Source organism: Antrihabitans stalactiti, from assembly GCF_012932915.1.
Taxonomy (GTDB): domain Bacteria; phylum Actinomycetota; class Actinomycetes; order Mycobacteriales; family Mycobacteriaceae; genus Antrihabitans; species Antrihabitans stalactiti.
The window spans coordinates 1-19764 of the sequence record NZ_VCQU01000008.1; the positions used below are offsets into that span (position 1 = coordinate 1).

The 19764-nt window shown below is 64.8% G+C and carries 18 protein-coding genes; 8 read left to right on the forward strand and 10 right to left on the reverse strand.

What is annotated here, in order from left to right; all coding sequences use genetic code 11:
- The first annotated feature begins 198 nt into the window (after window positions 1-198).
- Both FGL95_RS21475 and FGL95_RS21480 read left to right on the forward strand, forming a co-directional pair.
- Window positions 199-1362, forward strand: a complete 1164-nt coding sequence (locus FGL95_RS21475) for an exonuclease SbcCD subunit D (protein ID WP_169590602.1) — start codon at window positions 199-201, stop codon at window positions 1360-1362.
- The gene (locus FGL95_RS21480; protein ID WP_169590603.1) at window positions 1359-4307 is read left to right on the forward strand and encodes an AAA family ATPase; all 2949 of its coding nucleotides are present in this window, start codon (window positions 1359-1361) and stop codon (window positions 4305-4307) included. The genes FGL95_RS21475 and FGL95_RS21480 overlap by 4 nt, the downstream gene beginning before the upstream one ends.
- Here FGL95_RS21480 and FGL95_RS21485 read toward each other — a convergent pair.
- The gene (locus FGL95_RS21485) at window positions 4258-5394 is read right to left on the reverse strand and encodes an AI-2E family transporter (RefSeq protein WP_338079967.1); all 1137 of its coding nucleotides are present in this window, start codon (window positions 5392-5394) and stop codon (window positions 4258-4260) included. The genes FGL95_RS21480 and FGL95_RS21485 overlap by 50 nt on opposite strands.
- A 57-nt stretch (window positions 5395-5451) precedes the next feature.
- Window positions 5452-7491, reverse strand: a complete 2040-nt coding sequence (locus FGL95_RS21490; RefSeq protein WP_338079968.1) for an NAD(+) synthase — start codon at window positions 7489-7491, stop codon at window positions 5452-5454.
- A gap of 72 nt (window positions 7492-7563) precedes the next feature.
- Here FGL95_RS21490 and FGL95_RS21495 point away from each other — a divergent pair, with 72 nt between their 5' ends.
- Window positions 7564-8589: a PHP domain-containing protein gene (locus FGL95_RS21495; protein ID WP_169590607.1), complete on the forward strand. Its 1026-nt coding sequence runs from the start codon at window positions 7564-7566 to the stop codon at window positions 8587-8589.
- On the opposite strand, the gene FGL95_RS21500 is transcribed toward FGL95_RS21495, so the two are convergent.
- Window positions 8528-9946, reverse strand: coding sequence for a PepSY-associated TM helix domain-containing protein (locus FGL95_RS21500; RefSeq protein WP_169590608.1), 1419 nt, complete (start codon window positions 9944-9946; stop codon window positions 8528-8530). The genes FGL95_RS21495 and FGL95_RS21500 overlap by 62 nt on opposite strands.
- Window positions 9947-10038: 92 nt before the next feature.
- A complete protein-coding gene (locus FGL95_RS21505; RefSeq protein ID WP_338079969.1) occupies window positions 10039-10554 on the reverse strand; it encodes a hypothetical protein in 516 nt (171 codons plus the stop codon).
- A gap of 107 nt (window positions 10555-10661) precedes the next feature.
- On the opposite strand from FGL95_RS21505, the gene FGL95_RS21510 reads away from it, so the two are divergent.
- Window positions 10662-11360 (forward strand): GntR family transcriptional regulator, encoded by a 699-nt coding sequence (locus FGL95_RS21510; RefSeq protein WP_169590610.1) that lies wholly within the window; start codon window positions 10662-10664, stop codon window positions 11358-11360.
- Window positions 11361-11372: 12 nt separating this feature from the next.
- Window positions 11373-12230: a sterol desaturase family protein gene (locus tag FGL95_RS21515; protein ID WP_169590612.1), complete on the forward strand. Its 858-nt coding sequence runs from the start codon at window positions 11373-11375 to the stop codon at window positions 12228-12230.
- Here the strand turns inward: FGL95_RS21515 and FGL95_RS21520 are convergent.
- Entirely contained in the window at window positions 12161-12820 is a 660-nt protein-coding gene (locus FGL95_RS21520) for a TetR/AcrR family transcriptional regulator (protein ID WP_169590613.1), read from the reverse strand. The genes FGL95_RS21515 and FGL95_RS21520 overlap by 70 nt on opposite strands.
- A 93-nt stretch (window positions 12821-12913) precedes the next feature.
- On the opposite strand from FGL95_RS21520, the gene FGL95_RS21525 reads away from it, so the two are divergent.
- The gene (locus tag FGL95_RS21525; protein WP_169590615.1) at window positions 12914-14344 is read left to right on the forward strand and encodes an amidase; all 1431 of its coding nucleotides are present in this window, start codon (window positions 12914-12916) and stop codon (window positions 14342-14344) included.
- Here FGL95_RS21525 and FGL95_RS21530 read toward each other — a convergent pair.
- Window positions 14272-15591: a wax ester/triacylglycerol synthase domain-containing protein gene (locus FGL95_RS21530; RefSeq protein ID WP_169591147.1), complete on the reverse strand. Its 1320-nt coding sequence runs from the start codon at window positions 15589-15591 to the stop codon at window positions 14272-14274. The two genes, FGL95_RS21525 and FGL95_RS21530, sit on opposite strands and share 73 nt — an antisense overlap.
- Before the next feature lie 122 nt (window positions 15592-15713).
- Here FGL95_RS21530 and FGL95_RS21535 point away from each other — a divergent pair, with 122 nt between their 5' ends.
- Window positions 15714-16052 carry a hypothetical protein gene (locus FGL95_RS21535; protein WP_169590617.1) on the forward strand — a complete coding sequence of 113 codons (339 nt, stop codon included), beginning with the start codon at window positions 15714-15716 and terminating at the stop codon, window positions 16050-16052.
- A gap of 21 nt (window positions 16053-16073) precedes the next feature.
- On the opposite strand, the gene FGL95_RS21540 is transcribed toward FGL95_RS21535, so the two are convergent.
- The gene (locus FGL95_RS21540; RefSeq protein ID WP_240963218.1) at window positions 16074-16568 is read right to left on the reverse strand and encodes an SRPBCC family protein; all 495 of its coding nucleotides are present in this window, start codon (window positions 16566-16568) and stop codon (window positions 16074-16076) included.
- 18 nt (window positions 16569-16586) lie between these two features.
- Here FGL95_RS21540 and FGL95_RS21545 point away from each other — a divergent pair, with 18 nt between their 5' ends.
- Entirely contained in the window at window positions 16587-17846 is a 1260-nt protein-coding gene (locus FGL95_RS21545; protein WP_420838073.1) for an alpha/beta hydrolase family protein, read from the forward strand.
- Between the two features lie 74 nt (window positions 17847-17920).
- On the opposite strand, the gene FGL95_RS21550 is transcribed toward FGL95_RS21545, so the two are convergent.
- The 3 genes from FGL95_RS21550 to FGL95_RS21560 are packed head-to-tail and all read right to left on the reverse strand — an operon-like array spanning window position 17921 to window position 19717.
- Complete coding sequence (locus FGL95_RS21550; RefSeq protein WP_169590618.1) at window positions 17921-18658, reverse strand: TSUP family transporter; 738 nt, start codon at window positions 18656-18658, stop codon at window positions 17921-17923.
- Window positions 18655-19218, reverse strand: coding sequence for a uracil-DNA glycosylase family protein (locus FGL95_RS21555; RefSeq protein WP_169590620.1), 564 nt, complete (start codon window positions 19216-19218; stop codon window positions 18655-18657). Before FGL95_RS21555 ends, FGL95_RS21550 begins: the two co-directional genes overlap by 4 nt.
- Before the next feature lie 4 nt (window positions 19219-19222).
- Entirely contained in the window at window positions 19223-19717 is a 495-nt protein-coding gene (locus FGL95_RS21560) for a winged helix-turn-helix transcriptional regulator (protein ID WP_169590622.1), read from the reverse strand.
- Window positions 19718-19764: the final 47 nt, after the last annotated feature.

Here is a 19764-nt window from a genome sequence, read left to right on the forward strand (position 1 = left end):
AGCATGGACTAATCCAAGCCCGGTCTCAGGTGCCATCACCTACCCATCCAACAACCTGTCCCACATGTGGGTAGACATCAGATGTCCCACATGTGTCGAGACTGGACAGAGTCCCTGGACTCCGAAAAGACTCACGAGGGTTGACGACTCGCCGCGCCGCTTGCCGAACTTGTCGGTGGGTTCGCTTACCGTCCGATCATGCGCATCTTGCACACGTCCGATTGGCACATCGGCCGCACCTTCCACGGTGTGGACCTGTTGGCCGATCAGGCGTGTGCGCTGACGGCAATTGCGGAGCTGGTGCGCGAACAGGCCGTCGATGTAGTGGTCGTCGCTGGCGATGTGTACGACCGTGCTATTCCTAGTGCAGACGCCATCGTCGTCTGCAACAACGGATTCGAGGCGATCCGGGCGGCTGGCGCCGTCATCGTCGCCACGTCGGGCAATCATGATTCCCCCGCTCGGCTCGGGTCGGCAGCCGCGTTTGCCGCGGCGGGTGGATTGCACCTGCGCACGCGGGTCGCCGAGATCGCCACACCCGTCGTCATCGACGACGTGCATGGCCCCGTTGCCTTCTACGGCATCCCGTATCTGGAGCCCGAAACTACTCGGGCGGAACTGGAAGTACCGCAAGCGCATTCGCATGCGGCGGTTCTCGGTGCTGCGGTCGGGCGGATCAAGGCGGATCTTGCCGACCGGTCTCAGCCGAGGTCGGTAGTGCTGGCGCACGCTTTCGTCGTCGGCGGGGAGGCGACCGGGTCGGAGCGATCGATCTCGGTCGGTGGCGTGGAAACCGTGCCGCAGAGCGTGTTCGACGGTATCGATTACGTCGCTCTCGGCCATCTGCATTCGCCCCAGACGTTGACCGAATCGGTCCGCTACTCGGGCTCGCCACTGCCGTATTCGTTCGGCGAGCGGTCGCACCGAAAGGCTGTGTGGATTGCCGACATCGGTGAGCACGGCTTGGAGCGCGTCGAGCGTCACGACCTTCCGGTCGTGCGCGGTCTGAGTCAATTACGCGGCACGGTCGACGAGATCCTCACCGATGTTCGATTCACCGCTGCCGAAAACCATTACATCAGTGCCGTCCTCACCGATTCGGTGCGGCCGGTCGACGCGATGCGCAAGGTCCAGGTCCGCTTCCCGCACGCGATCCACGTGGAATGGCAACGGCCCGAGGGCAATCCGGAGCTGCGCTACCGCGAGCGTGTGCACGGGCGCCGCGATGTGGAAGTTGCTCGCAGCTTCCTCGCCGACGTGTGCTGCGAGCCGTCGGAGTCCGAGATGGCTTGGGTGGTAAAGGCATTGGCGGCAGCCGTGAGCGAAGAACCAGTTGCGGTTCCGCTGGAGGAAACCGCGTGAGGCTGCACAGGCTGGAGATGACGGCGTTCGGGCCGTTCGCCGAAACAACGTCGGTCGATTTCGATGCGTTGTCGTCGGACGGGCTTTTCCTGCTGCACGGTCACACGGGCGCGGGGAAAACGACGGTGTTGGATGCCATCGCGTTTGCGTTGTACGGGACGGTTCCGGGGGCGCGTCAGGAATGCAAGCGCCTGCACTCCGACCACGCGCCTGCCGCAACCCCGCCGAAGGTCGTGCTCGAGGCGACGGTCGGTGGACGGCGGCTGCGCATCGTAAGGAGCCCGGAGTTCTCGCGGCCCAAGCTCCGCGGCGACGGCGTACGGACCGAGAATGCGAAAGCGACGCTGACCTGGCTCGATGGGCGCGGGCAGAATCTGACGCGCATCGTCGAGATCGGCGACGAGGTCAACCGGCTGCTCGGTATGTCGGCCGATCAGTTCTTTCAGGTCGTCTTGCTACCGCAGGGCGAGTTCGCGCGGTTTCTGTGCGCCGCCAACGAAGATCGCGAGCGCCTGCTCGAAAGGCTCTTCGATACCGCACGATTCGGTACCGCGGAACAATGGCTTGCCAACCGCCGGCGGGAGAGTTCCGCGCAGCTCGACTCTCGTACGCAGGCGATCGACCGCCTCGTCGCTCAGGTCTGCACAGCCGCGGATGCCGACGGACCGGCCGACGATCCGATCGAGTGGGCGCAGGATCTGCTGGAGAATGCCCGCGACGCAAAGCTAGACGCTGACGCTCACCTCGAACAACTGCACGCCGCAGCGGATGAGGCGGTCAGGCGCCTCGACGACGCGCGCCATGTCGCCGAGCTGCAACGCCGGATCCGGGCCGCGCAGTGCCAGCTCGAGGAATACCGATCGGGTGCGGACCGTCGTGCCGTCCTGTCGAACGAGCTCGCACAATCGCGTCGCGCGGCCGGAGTCGGTGCGCTCGTCGAGGACCATGCGGCGGCGAAAAGGCAAGCTAGGCAATCGGATGCGGCGATGATCCGCGCTCGCGATCACCTCACGCATTGCAACGGCGGCGTGGTCGTCGAGCGTGCGGACCTCGAGAGCGCGGTCCGTGCATGGACCGAGGAGCTGGGCAGACTCGACCTCGTCGTTGCGGACGTTAAGACGGTGGCAAGTCTGGAATCGACTGTGCAGCGGTTGGTGGCCGAGCAGAAGGCAGCCACAGCACAGTCGCAGCAGTTGGCCGCGGAGCACGACGCGATACCCGCCGAGATCGACGCAGCCGAACGCGAGTTGGTGAGATGCACCGACGAGGCGAGCGAAATCCCGGTTCTGACCGACCGTAAGGACCGCGCTGCCGACGCAGTGGCGGCTGCAGCGGAATTGCTCACGCTTCGCGCGGCATTGGGGAAGGCCAATGCGCAGTTCGAATCGAGCCGGGCTCGACACAACGATGCGAAGGAGCGGGTTCTCGAACTGCGGGAACTGCGTTTGTCCGGAATGGCTGCCGAACTCGCCGGCGCCCTGCGCGATGGCAGCGCTTGCCAGGTGTGCGGGTCGGTCGAGCATCCGGCTCCTGCGTTGCCTGCCGCGACCACGGTCACCGAATCCGACGAACTCGCCGCGGCCGACGCCGAAGTCGCTGCCGCGGCTCAGCGTGACCGCGCCGTCGCGGCGGTGCATGCGGTCGAACGTGCAATGGCCGGGCTTACCGGCCGTGGGGGAGACCGCGAAAGCGATGTTCTTGCCAGCGAACTCGCCGCCGCAACACGCCTACTCGCTGCCGCTCAGTCCGCCCGCAGGCGCGCAAATGCGTTGACGACGGCGATCGCCGACCTACGCCATCGCGCTGAGCGCGTCGGAACAGCGTTGCGCGACATCGAAATCGCCCTGTCGGCTGGCGAGGAGCGGATTGCCGCCGCGAGGGTTCGCATCGACGAATTGCGAGACGGGATCGTCGCGGCGATCGGTTCCGACGAATGCGTCGAAGACCGACGCGACAGGCTCGAAGCCCTCGCGACCGCGGGAGCGCGGTTGCGCGACGCCTACGGCACGGCCTCTACCGCCGCCGCTCTCGCGACCGCCACCGAGCGCAAGCTCGAAAGACTCTCGCGAGAAAGCGGTTTCGACAGTGTGGAGGCCGCGACGGCGGCAGTTCGAACGGCGGCCGAACAGCGTCGGCTCGAGGCCGAACTCACCACGGCCAACGAGCGGCGCGCGCACGCCGAAGCCGTCCTGGCCGAGCCGGAGATCGCCGCGGTCGCCGGTGCCGAGCCTCCGGACGTCGAAGCGCTCGAGGCCGCCCATTCACACATTCGGGCGACACTGGACCACGCGATCGCCGAGCAGGCACAATGCACTCGGCGGGCCACCAAACTGGCCGAACTGGTCGCGCAACTGTGGGCCGCGCACGACCATCTGGCGCCGATGCAAGCCGCGCACGACGAGTTGGAGAAAGTCGCCGATCTCGTGGCCGGTCGTGGGCAGAACTCGCGCCGAATGTCCTTGCGGTCCTACGTGTTGGCGGCGCGCCTGGAGGAAGTCGCCGTGGCGGCATCGGCTCGACTTCGCCGAATGTCCGGTGGCCGTTTCGAATTCGTTCACACCGACGCCCGCGGACCCCGCGGCAAGCGCGGCGGGCTCGGCCTCGAGATCCGCGACGATTACACCGGCTCGGTCCGGCCGGCCAAGACGTTGTCCGGTGGTGAAACGTTCACCGCGTCGTTGGCCCTCGCGCTCGGGTTGGCCGATGTCGTCGCGGCGGAATCCGGTGGCTTGGTGTTGGACACGATGTTCATCGACGAGGGGTTCGGCAGTCTCGACGACGATGCGCTCGATTCGGTGATGGGTGTGCTCGACGAATTGCGCGCGGGCGGGCGCGTCGTCGGGATCGTCAGTCACGTCGACGAGTTACGGCAACGAATCCCGAACCGGCTGCACGTTATTCGAGGACGGGCTGGGTCTCGGTTGGAGGTTCGAGTAGCGGGCTGACGGTCTTGGCATCGATCTGTTCGCCGATGTACCGGATCACCACAGCGCCGACCGCGGCTGCTGGGACCGCGAGGAACGCGCCGATGATTCCCCACAGTGAACCACCCGCCGTCACCGCCAACAGCACGATCACCGGATGCAGGTTCATGCTTCGGCTTTGCAGCATCGGCTGCAGGACGTTGCCCTCGATCTGCTGGACCACCAGGATGATGGCCAACACGATGAGCGCCGTGGTGAATCCATTCCCGACGAGCGCGATCAGAACGGCCAGCGCACCGGCGACCAACGCGCCGACCATCGGGATGAAGCCACCCAAGAACGTGATGACGGTGAGCACCAGCGCGAGTGGCACGTCGAGGATGACGAGGCCGAAGCCGATGAAGACTGCATCGATCAAGCTGACGAGCGCCTGCGTGCGGATGAAGCCGCCGAGCGTCGCCCAGACCCGCGCGAGAACATTCTCGAGATGGTGGCCTGATCTCCTGCCTGCGACTCGATGCAGCCACGGCAAGAACTTGGGGCCGTCCTTGACGAAAAAGAAGGACAGAAAGAGGACGAGGACGAAGGTGACCAGCGCAGACGTCACCGCGCTGACGCCGGTGAACACACCGTTGGCGATCGTCTGAGCGCTTGACTGCACTTTGTCGATGATCGCCTGCGAAGCCGAGTCCAGCTGTTCGTCCCTGATGTTCAGCGGTGGTCCTTGCAACCAGTGCCGGACCTGATTGACGCCGTCGGTGGTTTTGGTTCCCAGGTCGGGCGCTTGGTCGATGACCGATGGAACGATCACCGCGACAATGCCTGCAAGCAACGCGAAGAAGGTCAGTAGCGAGATGCCGGCGGCCGCAGCGGGCGGAAAACCACGCTTCGTCATCGCGCGGGTCGGTGGCCACAGGACGGTGGCGATGACGACCGCGAGCAGCACCGGCAACACGACAACCCACAAGTCGGCGATGACGATCCCGGCAACCCATAGCCCTGCTGCAATGGCGACCAGGCACAACGACCATTTCGCCAGCCACAGTGCGCCTTTGCCGATCACGTCGCCGCGGTCGATGGCCTGTTTGCTCGCTGCGGGTTCAGTCACGATTGCGAGCCTAGCTGCGAATCCGTCGAATCCGGCAGAACCGGCACACTCGGTCGATCAGTTGGAATCCAACTCGTCGAGCCAAGTCGTTGCCTTTGCATCGCTCGGCGAGCGCCAGTCACCGCGCGGGGACAGCGAGCCACCGGAACCGACCTTCGGTGCGTTGGGCATCGCGGTCCGCTTGAACTGACTACGCATGAACCTGTCGAGGAACACCCGCAGCCATTTTTTGATCGTGTCGAGGTCGTACTGGTGGCGATGCTCGGCGGGCATCAGGTCGGACCACGCCCCCCGGGTCCGGTCACCCCAGGCATGGTGGGCCAGGTAGGCGACCTTGCTCGGACGGTAACCGAAGCGGGTCAGGTAGTAGAGGAAGAAATCGTGCAACTCGTACGGACCGATCGATGCTTCGGTGTCCTGCATGACGCCGTCGTCGCCGGCCGGAATCAGCTCGGGGGAGACGACGTCGTCGACGATCTCGGCAAGGACTTCCGACGTCACCGACGAGTAGTTCTGTGCGCTGACCATCCAGCGAATCAGGTGCCTGATCAGCGTCTTCGGCACCGAGGCGTTGACGTTGTAGTGCGACATTTGATCGCCGACGCCGTACGTGCACCACCCGAGCGCGAGTTCGCTGAGGTCACCGGTCCCGAGGACCAGAGCGCCGTGCATGTTCGCGAGGCGGAACAAGTGTGAGGTTCGTTCGCCTGCTTGTACGTTCTCGAACGTGATGTCGTACACCTTCTCGCCCCTGGCATACGGATGGTCGAGGTCTTCGAGCATCTGCAGGCACGACGGCCGAATATCGATCTCCTCCGCTGTCACACCCAGTGACTTCATCAGAATGTGCGCGCGGTCCTTCGTCGCGGAGCCCGTCGCGAAGCCGGGCATCGTGTACGCGAGGACGTTCGTGCGGGGGAGTCCGAGGCGGTCCATGGTCTCGACGGCGACGAGCAGCGCGAGGGTCGAGTCGAGTCCACCGGAGACGCCGATGACGAGTCGGTTGATCCCCGACGTGGAAAGGCGGGTCGACAACGCCTGGACCTGTATATTCACGACCTCCCGGCAGCGCGCATCGCGGTCGGCTGCGTCGACGGGCACGTATGGGAATCGCTCGACGTTGCGCCGTAGGTCCGTATCCTGCTGGGGCGCAGTGACATGGAATTCGATGCGTCGCAAAGACCGTGCTTTCTCGGCATAGTCGCCGACGGAATCGTTGAAACTGTTCGTCCGCAAGCGTTCCTGGCGAATCCGGTCGAGGTCGATGTCGGCGACGATCACCTGTTCGGTCTCGGTGAACCGCTCGGCTCGAGCGAGCAGGCTTCCGTTCTCGGTGATGAGTGCGTCGCCGTCCCAGGCGAGGTCCGTCGTCGATTCACCGTGGCCCGCACTGACATAGGCATGCGCGGCGACGCATCGTGCGGAGTGCGCGGACGAGAGTGCGCGCCGGTAGTCGGCTTTGCCGGTCGTGATGTTGCTTGCCGACAAATTGAGCAGCACCGTCGCACCTGCCAGAGCGGCCCAGGTGCTCGGTGGGATCGGCACCCATAGGTCTTCGCAGATCTCGACGTGCACGGCCAACCCGGGAATGCCGCGTGCCTCGAAGATCAGGTCGTTGCCGAACGGCACGTCACGGTCGAGCACCCGGACCGTGTCGAACGGAGCATCCCGGGCCGAGGCGAAATAGCGCTCCTCGTAGAACTCCCGATAGTTCGGCAGATACGACTTCGGCACGACCCCGAGCAATTCACCGTCGTGTATCACCGCGGCACAGTTGTACAGCGCGCTGCCGAGGACCAACGGCAGCCCGACCGCGACCAGCGGCACCGTACTGCGCGTCGCAACGATCACCGACTCCAATGCGCGCAAGCTGGCTTCGAGCACCGCATCCTGCTGGACCAGGTCGTCGATGCTGTACGACGACAGACCCAACTCCGGAAACACGACGACTGCCGCTCCCTGCTCGGTCGCTTGCTGCAGCAGTGCGATCGTTCGTTCCGCGCCGAATGCGGGATCGGCTAATCGGTGCGACGGCACTGCGACCGCGATGGTCGCGAATCCGTGCGAGTACGGCGAATCCGGCTGCGATGTGGTCACAAGGAAACCGTATCTGTTCATCTCCGCTAACCCCCCGTCACTCCTGTCGCCTCGTCAGGAAAGATGAACCCTATGGATCCGGTTTACGCGCTCCGGGAGGTGGCGTACTGGTTGGAGCGCTCGCGGGCCGAGACGCACCGGGTGAAGGCGTACCGGCGTGCGGCGGACATCGTGGCGGATCTGACCGAGCTGCAGCGCGCCGGCCATGCGCGCGCGAACAGTTGGACCAACTTGCCTGGAATCGGTCCGAAGACTGCGAAAGTCATTTCCGAAGCTGTCGGAGGCGAGGAGCCGGCCTACCTCACCGAGTTGAAGGCGGCCGCCAAAACCATCGGTGCGGGTGGGCGTGAATTGCGCGAAGCATTGCGGGGCGATCTGCATACCCATTCGGACTGGTCCGATGGTGGCAGTCCGATCGACGAGATGATGCGTCGCGCCGTCGAACTCGGCCACGACTACTGCGCGCTCACCGATCATTCGCCGAGACTCACTGTCGCCAACGGACTTTCGCCTGAGCGGCTACGCAAGCAGCTGGACGTCGTCGCCGAACTGAACGCCGAGCTTGCGCCGTTTCGCATCCTGACCGGCATCGAGGTCGACATCCTCGACAACGGCAAGCTGGATCAGGACGAGGACCTGCTCGCCGAGTTGGACATCGTGGTCGCGAGTGTGCATTCCAACCTTCGCGCGGACAGCGCGACCATGACGAGGCGGATGGTGTATGCGATCGCAAATCCCCACGTCGACGTCCTCGGTCATTGCACCGGGCGCCTCGTCGAAGGTGGCCGTGGCACGCGCCCGGAATCCAAGTTCGACGCTGCAATCGTGTTCGAGGCATGCCGCAGGTTCGGGACCGCTGTGGAAATCAACAGCAGGCCCGAGCGTCAAGATCCGCCGGAGCGTCTCATCGATCTCGCGCTCGAGACCGGCTGCTTCTTCTCGATCGACACCGACGCCCACGCGCCTGGCCAGCTCGACTGGCAGGGATATGGGTGCGAACGGGCACAGGCGTGTGGTGTCGAGGCCGATCGAGTGATCAATACTTGGCCGGTGGAGCAGTTGCTGGAGTGGTGCGCGCCCGCTTCACGCCAGCAATAGCGGCGTCGACAACGACGAACGCCAGCAAGCTCCAGCCGAGAAGTGGCAAGAACCACCCGATAGCGACGGCTGCGCCCACCGTCAGTACGGCCGCGATCGGTGACATCCGCCGAATGCCGCCTCGTTGCGGCGGCCGTCCGACAGCCCACGCCGAGCCGCGGGTGGGCCTACGTTGCCACCACATGAGGTAGCCGCGCACGATCACGGTCAGCAGGCCGATGGCGATGGCCAGCAACAGCAGCTGGTTCAGCAGTCCGAACATGAACCCCATGTGCAGCCGGATTCCCCAGTCGGCCAACTTTGCGACGAAGGAGTAGTCGCGCGCGTAGTCGATCTTGCTCGTGACCGCCAAGGTCGTGGGGGAGAGGGCGACGGCATCGGTCGTCGACCGGAACGACTTGTCGATCTCTGCAACGCCGATTCCTTGGCCGGGCTCGGCAGGCAGCGTGATCTCGAACGGCAGCTCCACTCCTGCGCGGTCCGCAGTGGCGACGACCTGGTCGTAGTCGATCGGCACCGTCGGCGCAGCCACGCTCGGATCCGCCCCGTGACCTGCGTGCTCGCCGCCGAGTGTGGTGTCGAGCGAGGGACGTTCCCAACCCATTTCGGTCCGCAGTTCCTTGACGTTCGCACCTGCGTAGGTCGACCACGTGATGCCGGTTGCCGATAGGAAGACCAACCCGAGCAGGACCCACATGCCCACGGAGCTATGCCACTTCAGCGATGTCGCCCGCTTGCTCGGCGCGCGTTCGCTCGGTCGCAGCTTGTCGCGCCGACGTTTCGCCCACCACAGATACAGGCCGCCCAGCGCGACGACCCACAGCCACGACGCGGCAAGTTCGCTGTAGATCCGGCCTGGTTCGCCGAGCTGCAGATGCCGATGCAGGCCGTCGAGCCACGTGCTCAGCGGGAGGTAGCCGAACCACACGGCTTCGTTGCCGAGGATTTCGCCCGTGTAGGGGTCGACGAACACCGCGCGCTGCTTCTCGGCACCCGCACTCGGGTCGGCGAAGTAGACGCGCGTCGATTCTCTCGCTGTTGCGGCCGGCCGCATTCCGGTGATCTGGAGGTTCGGAAATGCGGTCTGTGCGAACGCGGCTTGTTTCGTCAGCTGCAAGGGAGCACCGCCGTCGTCGACGGCCAGGATGTCGCTGTAGACGAATTTCTCGATTGTCGGTGCAGCGGCGTACAGGCCACCGGTGACCGCGGCGATCAGGATGAACGGCGCTACGAACACGCCGGCATAGAAGTGCAATCGAAGGATCAGTGGCCGGAAGCTGTGCGGCCGCGATCGTTGTGGAGGGTCGGTGGACGGCTCGACCGAGGGTCGGTCGAGCTCGATTTCGGGTGTGGACATAGCGAGACAGGCTTTCGTCGAGGAACGCAAATGAGCCACCCCGCGCAAGGCGTTGAACCCGGGAGGTGGTGTGGGAAGGGTGTGAGAAAGCCCTAGGCGGGTGGTCCCCGAGTGCCGAGGCCCGAGCTGACCAGAAGTCGCAGGACGACGTCAGGGCGGTAAGCCGGGAGCGCGGGGAGCGGTGCTTCGTCGACCACCAGAGGTGCGAGGACGACGACCACCTGCCGCAATGTCGAGGCGGTGACTCGGTACAACCGTTCGGCGGAGAAGATGAGCGCGCCGCAGACGAGCGCGGCGGCGCAGTGGGCGGCGAGCATGGAAGTGGAGGGGAGCAGGTCGTGTGAGTGCTCGGCCGCGATCGTGATTGCGATATGCCCGATCGCTTGTCCTGCGCAGAGTTGCAGCACGAGGACCGGCAAGCGGCCACTTGCAGCTGCTGAGCCTGCCCAGACTCCTACGGCAGCGCAGGTGACCAGTAGCAAGACGAGCGCGTTCTCGGACGGTGTTTCGCCGCCACCGAGTCCGTGCGCGGCGATGGTGATCGCGCCGGAACACGCGCCAACGAAGCCGCCACGCAGGCGCGCGGCATCGACGTTGGGGGCGGTCACGTCGAACAGATTAGTGGAGTTGGCTGCTCGCAACGGCTGGCAGGTGATGGACATCCAACTGGTACAACCAGTTGACAAGATGACCAGTAAGCGGTCATCGTTGAGAAGTGCCATTGACGCCGATCTCGCGAACTGCGATTTCCGATGCCGTGTTCGCGCAGCTCGTCGACGAGATCCTGTCCGGCAGGCTGGTGCCCGGCGACCCCCTGCCCGCCGAACGCGAGCTGGCCGAGTCGTTCGGGGTCAACCGCCACGCGGTTCGGGAGGCGCTCAAACGGGTGCAACAGTCCGGGCTCGTCCGCATCGCACAGGGTGGAAACACGCGTGTTCTCGATTGGCGTGACAACGCCGGACTCGACTTGCTGGTAGAGCTGACGCGGACTGGGGTGGTGCCACCGGTTCGGATTCTGCGAGACATCGTGGAGATGCGACGGTCCGTCGGGACCGACGCAGCCCGACTGTGCGCCGACCGTGCGAAGAACGAGCAACTAGACCTCGTTGCGACCGCAGTCGACCGCTATCCCGTCGGCGAGTGCCCATTCGAGGAACTGATCTTGATAGACCGCGCCTTCTGGACTGCCATCGTCGACGGGTCGGGAAATCTCGCCTACCGGCTCGGGCTCAACACCATCGTTGCGGCGATCGAGGAGATCGGCGCCATCCACCTGACGGGCTTTCCGGCAGAGCTCGCCGATCGCGACGCGCACGTTGCCTTGGCAGACCGCATCGTGCATCGCGATGCCGCCGGTGCGCGCGAACACGCTGAAGAACTACTGGGGCGCATCGTCGCCGCCCTGGGCGATTAAGAAGGACGATCAATGTTCGACCTGATCCTGCACGCGATTCCGGTGTTCATCATCTGCCTTGCGCTGGAGGCGATTTCCTTCCGCTTCCTTCCCGACGACGACGAAAAGGGCTACGAGCTGCGTGATGCGGCGACGAGCGTGTCCATGGGGCTCGGCGAAGTGTTCATCAACATCGGGTGGAAGCTCGCAGTGCTGGCAATCTACGCGGCGGCCTATACGGTCGCGCCGTTCCAGTTACCCGCGGACAACCCCTTCGTCTGGGTCGCGTTGTTCTTCGCCGACGACTTCGTCTACTACTGGTACCACCGGCTGCACCACACTGTCCGAGTGCTGTGGGGCTCGCATGTGGTGCACCATTCCAGCCAGTTCTACAACCTGAGCACAGCGGTCCGGCAGACGTGGACGCCGATGACGGCGCTGCCGTTCTGGCTGCCGCTCGCGTTCCTCGGCTTTTCCCCGTGGATGATTCTGTTTCAGCAGTCGATAAGCCTCGTCTACCAGTTCTTCCTGCACACCGAACGCATCGACAAGCTCCCTCGGCCAATCGAATTCGTGCTCAACACACCGTCGCATCATCGGGTCCATCACGGCTCGAACTCCGAATACCTCGACAAGAATTACGGCGGCATTCTCATCGTCTGGGATCGCCTGTTCCGGTCGTTCGAACCCGAAGGTGCGCGAGTTCGTTACGGGCTCACCAAGAACATCAACACCCACAACCCGTTCGTCGTCGCGTTCGGCGAGTATCACGCAATCTGGCGGGACGTCCGCACGGCTGGCAACTGGCGAGCGCGTTTCGGCTATGTGTTCCGCGGTCCGGGCTGGTCGCCGAGTCCTTCGCCGGCGAGCTCGAGCGCGAGCTCTGTGTGACCGTTGTCGAGTAGGTAGCCGAGAAACAATGCGCGGTTGGCGGCGTACACCATCTCCGCGTCCACGGCCTCCGGCGCGGCGAGTTGGTGCAACGCGAAGCCGTGGGCAAGTGCGCTGAAGGCGGGCGCGACGGCGTCCGGGTCGGTTGCGCCTGCCGCGCGGACGGCCGCAGCGGCGATCTTGCGCAATGCCGCCAGCGTTGCGGCCACCGGCTCGCGGTATTCCGGCGTCCGGGCGGCGTGCAGGTAGCCCTCGAACATTGCGAGCGTCTCCGGCAGTCGGGGCGCGGACACGGCGACGAAGGCTTTCGCGATCTCGTCGGGAGTGTTGTGCGCGTCGGCGAGCTGCTCGGCGAGTCCGATCTGGGCGGTGGCTTCGCTGTCGATGAAGGTGCGCAGCGCCTCCTCGATGAGCTCGTCGATCGACGCGAAGAAGTAGCTGACCGTGGCAAGCGGTAGGCCTGCGCGCTCGGTGACGACCCGATGAGTGATACCTGCGACTCCGCGCTCAGCTGCGACCTCCACAGCGGCGCGCAGCAATGCGTCTCTGCGCGCGAGGGCATTTGGGCCATGCCGCCTGGTCGATGACATGCGAAGAAGCTTAACTCTGGAAGATCTTCTAGACAATGTCTGGAAGATTATCTAGAGTTTTGGCAGACGGGTTCGGTAGACGACAGGAGCGGTATGGACGGCCATGTGGTGCACGCGTTCGGTGACGATGCTTTGGGCGATGCGGACGCGGTCACGCTCGCGAAGCAGGTCCGCTCGGGGCAGGTCAGCCCGGCCGAGCTGGCGTCGGCATCGGCTGCCCGCGCCCGCCAGGTCGACCCACAGCTCGACGCCGTCGCGTTGTCGCTGTACGACCAACCGCGCTTTGCAGGCCACGAAGCGGGCGCGCTGTACGGCGTGCCGACGTTCGTCAAGGACAACACCGACCTGCGCGGCCTGCCGACCAACCATGGCAGCGAGGCATTCACGGCCCGCCCTGCCAAACGGGACGGTGCATTCGCCACCCAGTTCCTCAGCACCGGCGTCACCGTGTTGGGCAAATCGCGGATGCCGGAGTTCGGCTTCAACGCGTCCACCGAGTTCCAGACCGGTCCGCCGGCGCGCAACCCGTGGCACACAGATTTCTCCGTCGGCGCGTCCTCCGGCGGATCGGCGGCGTTGGTGGCCGCGGGCGTCGTGCCGCTTGCGCATGCCAACGACGGCGGAGGTTCGATCCGGATCCCTGCGGCGTGCGCTGGGCTGGTCGGGCTCAAGCCCACCCGCGGCAGGCATCGGGACGGCGATCAGGCAAGCCATTTGCCGCTCAACATCATCTCCGAGGGCGTCGTCACTCGTACCGTCCGCGACACTGCTGCATATGTGGCTGCCGCCGAGGACTACTGGCGCAACCCATCACTGCCTCCGATAGGCCAAGTCGACGGACCGTCCAACCGGCGGCTGCGGATCGGCCTCGTGCTGGACACTGTCAACGACGCGCCAGTCGACCAGCCGACGCGCGAGGTTGTCGAACGCGTGGCCGCGCTGCTCGAGCAGGCCGGACATGTGATCGAGCCGTTCACGATGCCGTTCACGCAGCAGTTCGCCGCGGACTTCACGCAGTATTGGGGGCTGATGGCCGACCTCGCAGTGAGCACCGGGAAGCTGGTGCTGGACCGCTCGTTCGACGCCGCAGGCAACGACGGGCTGACCCGCGGCCTACGTGCGTTGCACCGCCGCGGGCTTCGGCGCACACCCGGCGCGCTGTGGCGGTTGCGGCGGGTGGCGGACATGTACGCATCGATGTTCGGCCGCTACGAGCTGCTGCTGTCGCCGACATTGGCACACACCACACCCCGGATCGGGGAGCTCAGTCCCACGGTCGACTTCGACGAGCTGATGCACCGGCTGGAAACCTATGTCTCCTTCACGCCGCTCAACAACGTCGCAGGGTCGCCCGCGATCGCAGTCCCGGCAGGGGTCACTACCGACGGTCTGCCGCTCAGCGTGCACTTCTCTGCGGCCCACGGCGACGAGCGCACGCTGCTCGAGATCGCCTACACCGTCGAGGCTGCCCTGCCGTTCGCCTCGATCACCTCACCGAGCGCTTCACGCAGCAAGGCCTCGTAGCGGTCGATGTCAGGCATCACGTCAGGGCTCGTGAGGATCGATATCGTGAGCGCGTCGCCGATGCCGTGGACGCCGTGCGTCAGCGACATCGACGGGGAGAGCGCGGGAAAGCCTGCTGTGAATGTGACCTGCCCACCGGCGAGCCGCAGATCGTCGGCGCCCCGGTTCACGCTGGAGACAACGGTGTTGCCGATGACGGACGGCGGTGTGTCGAACAGCGGCCAGTGCTCGACCTCGTAGCGAACCATGGGTGCCGGCAGCCCGCGATTGACCTCGGCTTGCGCCGACATCAGCGGGTGCTCGGTTCGGATGGACCGCTGCTCCAAGGCGTCGCGGATCTTGCGAGCGCGCACTCGGAGGTCGGGCTCGTCGGTATGCAGGTCAATGCCGACATTACGGAAGTTGTTACGGGCCTCAGATTCTCGACGTGAGGCCATTGTCACCTCGGCGCCCAGTCGCTGCTGTGTCAGCGCGAGATAGCGGGGGAGTGCGGACGCGATTGCCGTGAGCACCGCGACTGTGACTGTGCTATTCGGCGCCCGCAACTCGTCGGCCGAGACGACGATCATCCTGACCACGCGGCGATCTCCTGGCGGCACATCCAGCGAAGTAAGTTGTTGCCCAGGGTTTTCCGGTGGAATTTCCCCGGACGCGGTGAGACTTGCGAGTTTCTTGGCAGCTCGATACGCGGCGAACCCGCGGACGAATGTGCCTGCGACCAACACTGGGAGCCGGATGATGCCGCGTACGGTCAGCGCAATTCCGGGGACGTTCCGCTGGTCCGGGGTGCTCGGACTGGCTAGTTCGTTCGAGTCGAACAGCCGTCGAGCGATGTCGGTCGATCGCCTGCCATCGGCCAACGCATGTGAGAGCTGCAGAACCGCGATCAACGCCGTCGAGCCGTCGCAGCGCGGCGCCCCGGTGATTCCGCGGAAAATGTGTACCCGCCAAGGACTTACACGGACGTCCAGTTGCTCGGTCAGCAATTCGCCCAGTGCAGCAACCAATCCTGGCCACGTTGTGTCGGAAAGCACATGGTCGACGAATTGGTCGGCGCCGACCTTGCGAGCGACCCAATACGGGTAGTCGACACCGAGCGGGACGTCACGCAGCCGGACCTGCAAATCGGTGATCCGCTCGGCGCGTCGAATCAGTAACTCCTGCAACGAGTCCGGCTCAGTAGCATCGGTGTCGAAACCGAACAGCAGGAACTGATCGGTCGGGATACGCTGGGACAGCCAGTACATCAGCGCATCACGCGGTGTCAGTTGCTCCACTTCGCCAACCATAGGGTCCGGGGGCCTCGGAGTTCGTCGCAGGCCTGATTTTAATTATGGTGCAATCGTTTGTTCACCCGGATGCTCCTGTCATGGACATATTGGTGGACGGCGCATCCGTGCCTGCCAGAGTGAATAGGCGTCAACTGCGATCGGCGGAAGTGGCCCAGGCTGCCGCGTTCATCGCGATTCTCTCTGACGAGATTGCAATCGTCACCGCCGCAATCGAGGCAATCGAAGGATGTTCTGGCCGCGTCGGCTCGCGCGACGGGCTGGGCGCAAAGCGTCGGCTGCTGATCCAGTCCACCGACCTGTACGAGACGTATTACGAACTGAACCGGCAGGTCGAAGCGCTGCGCACCCGGTTCCCTGAGACGGTCATCGGTCACCGAGAGGAGCTCGAGCTGCGCAGGGGTGATCGCACCGCATAGGGAGCGGCTACAGAATCGAGCTCAGCGCGACGGCGAGTCGGCGTACCGGTGCTCCAACTTCTTTCGCAGCGTCGTGTCGGAATGACGAACAGCAAGAATTACGAAGGGCTCGATGATCTTGCCCAGTGCGCGACCGGCTATGCCGCCGGGCAGTTCGTAGTGGACGTCGACCTCCAGCTCGAATTCTTCTTCGCCGAGTGCCTTGAGCTGCCATTTCGACCGAACCTCGAAGCCCGACACGTAGCCGAAGGTCAGCAAGCTCGGCGGTTCCCACGTCTCGACGTTGAACACCGCGCCCAACGTCTTAGGGCCGAGCTTCATCCCGCCTTCGTACACCGCGCCAGGTCCGAACGGGATGTCACCGACGACATCGAGCTTGGTGATACCGAAGAGCCAGTCCTCGGCGTTGCGAAAATCGGAGATGTAGTCCCATGCGAACGTGTGGGGGACCGCTGCCGTGCCGGTGTGGTGGACGTGAACCATGACTTCCTCTCCAGATGCTTCGACAGCCATCATTGCGCATACAGTGCAAGCATGAATTCTGGGACAACGATGTCCGGGGACGCTGCCGAGCCGCTTGCAACCATTGCCGCCTCGGTTCCGAACGTTCCGGGTGATGATGCGACCGCGTCGGGACTACCTGCGCCGGGTGACCTGTCGTTGCGTGACCGCGTGGTCGTCGAGGTTTCCGCGGCAGCGGACGTCGTCGTTAGGACTGCGGCGTCGACGTTGCTCGCCGCGACGGTGACACCGTTTTCGGTCGGCCGTACGGTCGCGCGGCGCGAGCGCGACAACCTCGGTTTCTACGCCGAACTCGGTGCACTCCACGATCCGGAGCGGTCGTTTCCACGGCCCACGTCCATGCCGACGGTTCGCCGGAAGCGAGCGAATCACGTGGCACAGGCGGTCGCGAACGGACCGGTCGAGGCGCTTGCTTTCGACAGTCCCTTCGAGGCGGTGAACCCCGCACTCCGTTCGTTCTGGAAGACATTGGACCGCAACAATGTTGCTCACGCCCAGCACTGGCGGCACGCGGACGGTCCGCGACCGACGCTGTGCGTCATCCACGGCTTCCTGGCATCGCCGTACCTGCTGAACGGACTGTTCCTACAGTTGCCGTGGTTCTACCAGGCCGGCTTCGACATCTTGTTGTACACCTTGCCTTTTCACGGTGCACGAGCATCGCGCCTCTCACCGTTCAGTGGCCATGGGTTCTTCTCGCACGGGTTGACCGGTGTCGCCGAGGCAATGGCGCAGGCGGTCCACGACTTTCGGATATTCGTCGACTACCTCGAATCCACGGGTGTGGAACAGATCGGTGTGACCGGTATTTCGTTGGGCGGTTACACGACCTCGCTCATCGGCTCGGTCGACGATCGCATGAAGGTCGTGATGCCGAACGTCCCGGTCGTCGACATCGGCGCCCTTGTCCAACAGTGGTTTCCGGCGTCGACAATGGTGGAGGCCGGGCTGAATTGGGGTGGTATCGACCGGGAGATCTCGGACGGGAGCTTGGCCTACAGTTCGGCACTGAACTACCAGCCGCTGGTGCCGAAGGAGCGGCGACTCATCATCACCGGTCTCGGCGATCGCCTCGCGCCGCCGGAGCAGTCGTTGAGGCTGTGGCGGCATTGGGATCGTCCCGCGATGCACTGGTTCCCCGGTAATCACTTGTTGCATGTCAGTCAGCCGGACTACCTGCGTCGCATGACCCACTTCCTCCGCGACAACGACTTCATGCCGGACGAGTGGCGCTCCAACAACCGTGCGCGCGTCTCACCCCCCAAGGGGTAAAAATCACGCACAGTTGTGCTCCGCCCAACCGTGCGCGAATTTCACCCCTGGGAGGGTGAGACGCGCGCACGGGGTCAGCGGAGTAGCAACCAGCCGGCGAGGCCGAGGCCGAGGATGCCGACTGCGATTCGAAGGGCGTTCGGCGGAATGACTTTCACCACGGGTGGTCCGCACCAACCGCCGATCAGGGCGCCGAGGGCCAAAGCGAGTGCGGCGACCCAGTTCACCGGACCGAAAGCGGCGAAACCGACGGCGGCGATGAGGTTGGCGATGCCGAGCAGGAAGCTTTTCAGAATCGTGGCGCCCCACATGGTTTCGGCCGTCGTCAGCATGATGACCGATAGGAAGATCACGCCTGCACCGGCGCCGAAGTAACCGCCGTAGATGGCGATGACGAAGACGGCGACCGGCAGCGTTCTTGGGAAGTTTGCGTGACCCCTCAGCTGTCGGATCCGGGGGAGTAGCAGGAGCACAAGGGATGCCCCGGCGACAAGAAACGGTACGACGGCCTCGAATGTGCCTGCGGGAGCAAGCAGTAGGACCAGCGCACCCGTGAGGCCACCGAGGGCGGCGCAGATCGACCACAGCACCAGCCGCGGACCTCGACCTCGCAGTTCCTTGGTCGAATTGGCGGTCGAACCGACCCCGACCGCCACCATCGCCACGGTGTTCGTCACGTTCGCTGTGATCGGCGACAATCCGGCTGCTAGCAGCGCGGGGTAGGAGACGATCGACGCCATACCAGTGATGAATCCGACTACGCCCGTGAAGAATCCAGCAACCACCAGCACAGCGAACGTTGCCACGCTCACGAAATGCCTGCTGCCGAAGCCGCTTCCCGGTAGGCGTTCGCCAGCGACTCGACCGACTCGTGCGCGTTCAGCCCGCTCGGGTTGGGCACGACCCACAACTGGGCGCCCGCAAGCGATTCCGGCTGCAGGCCCGCAACTGCGGTTTTTCGTCCGAACGCCGTGCGGTATGCCGTGATCCCCGCGACCGCAACCACCCGCGGCCCGGCCAGTTCGACGGTTCGGGTCAGGGCGGCGATGCCGTCCTGCAGCTCCTTCGCGGTGAGCTCGTCAGCGCGCGCGGTCGCTCGGCTCACCAAGTTGGTGATCCCTATTCCTCGGTCCAGTAGGTGATCTCGGTCGGTGTCCGACATTCCCGCCGAGGCGTCGATCGGGTGCTCGATGATGCCTGCGCGCAGCAGTGCGGGGTAGAAGCGATTGCCGCGACGAGCGAAATGCGCGCCCGCAGCTGCCGTCCATAGACCAGGGTTGATGCCGACGAACAGCAGCCGACACCCTGGACCGATCAGGTCCGGAAGTGTTGCGTCGCGATAGGTTTCGAGTTCGGCGCGGGTGAATCCCACGCGATCAGCCGACTTCGATCGGCGCCCACGGGGGCGCTGGCTCTAGTGCGCCTGGTCCGGGCTGTACCTTGACCTCGTGGGCGATCAGGTCTTCGCCGCACTGGTCACAGACCACGCGAGCATGCGTGACCTTGCCGCAGGCGGTGTGGACCAGCTCGGTCGGCGGACCGTTGACGAGCCCCGTGTGTTTCTCGCCCCACGCGAGCATCGCCGCGATCGCCGGGTAGAGCTCGAGGCCGGGCTCGGTCAGGCGGTACTCGCTGAGCGTCCGTCGTTCGCCTTCGGCGTAGGTGCGGCGTTCGAGGATCCCGAAGTCGACGAGCCGCTGCAGCCGATCGGTGAGGATGTTGCGCGCGATGCCGGTCGCGCGCTGGTAGTCCTCGAAGGTGCGTGCGCGGAAGTAGGCCGCGCGAAGGATCGCGATCATCCAGCGTTCGCCGAGCAGGGCGGCGGTTCGAGACAGCGCGCAGTTCTTCGACAGAAGTTCGTCGTGCTTCACGAAATCGATCCTAACTTGGCCGTTGCAAAACGCAACTACACGTCTTA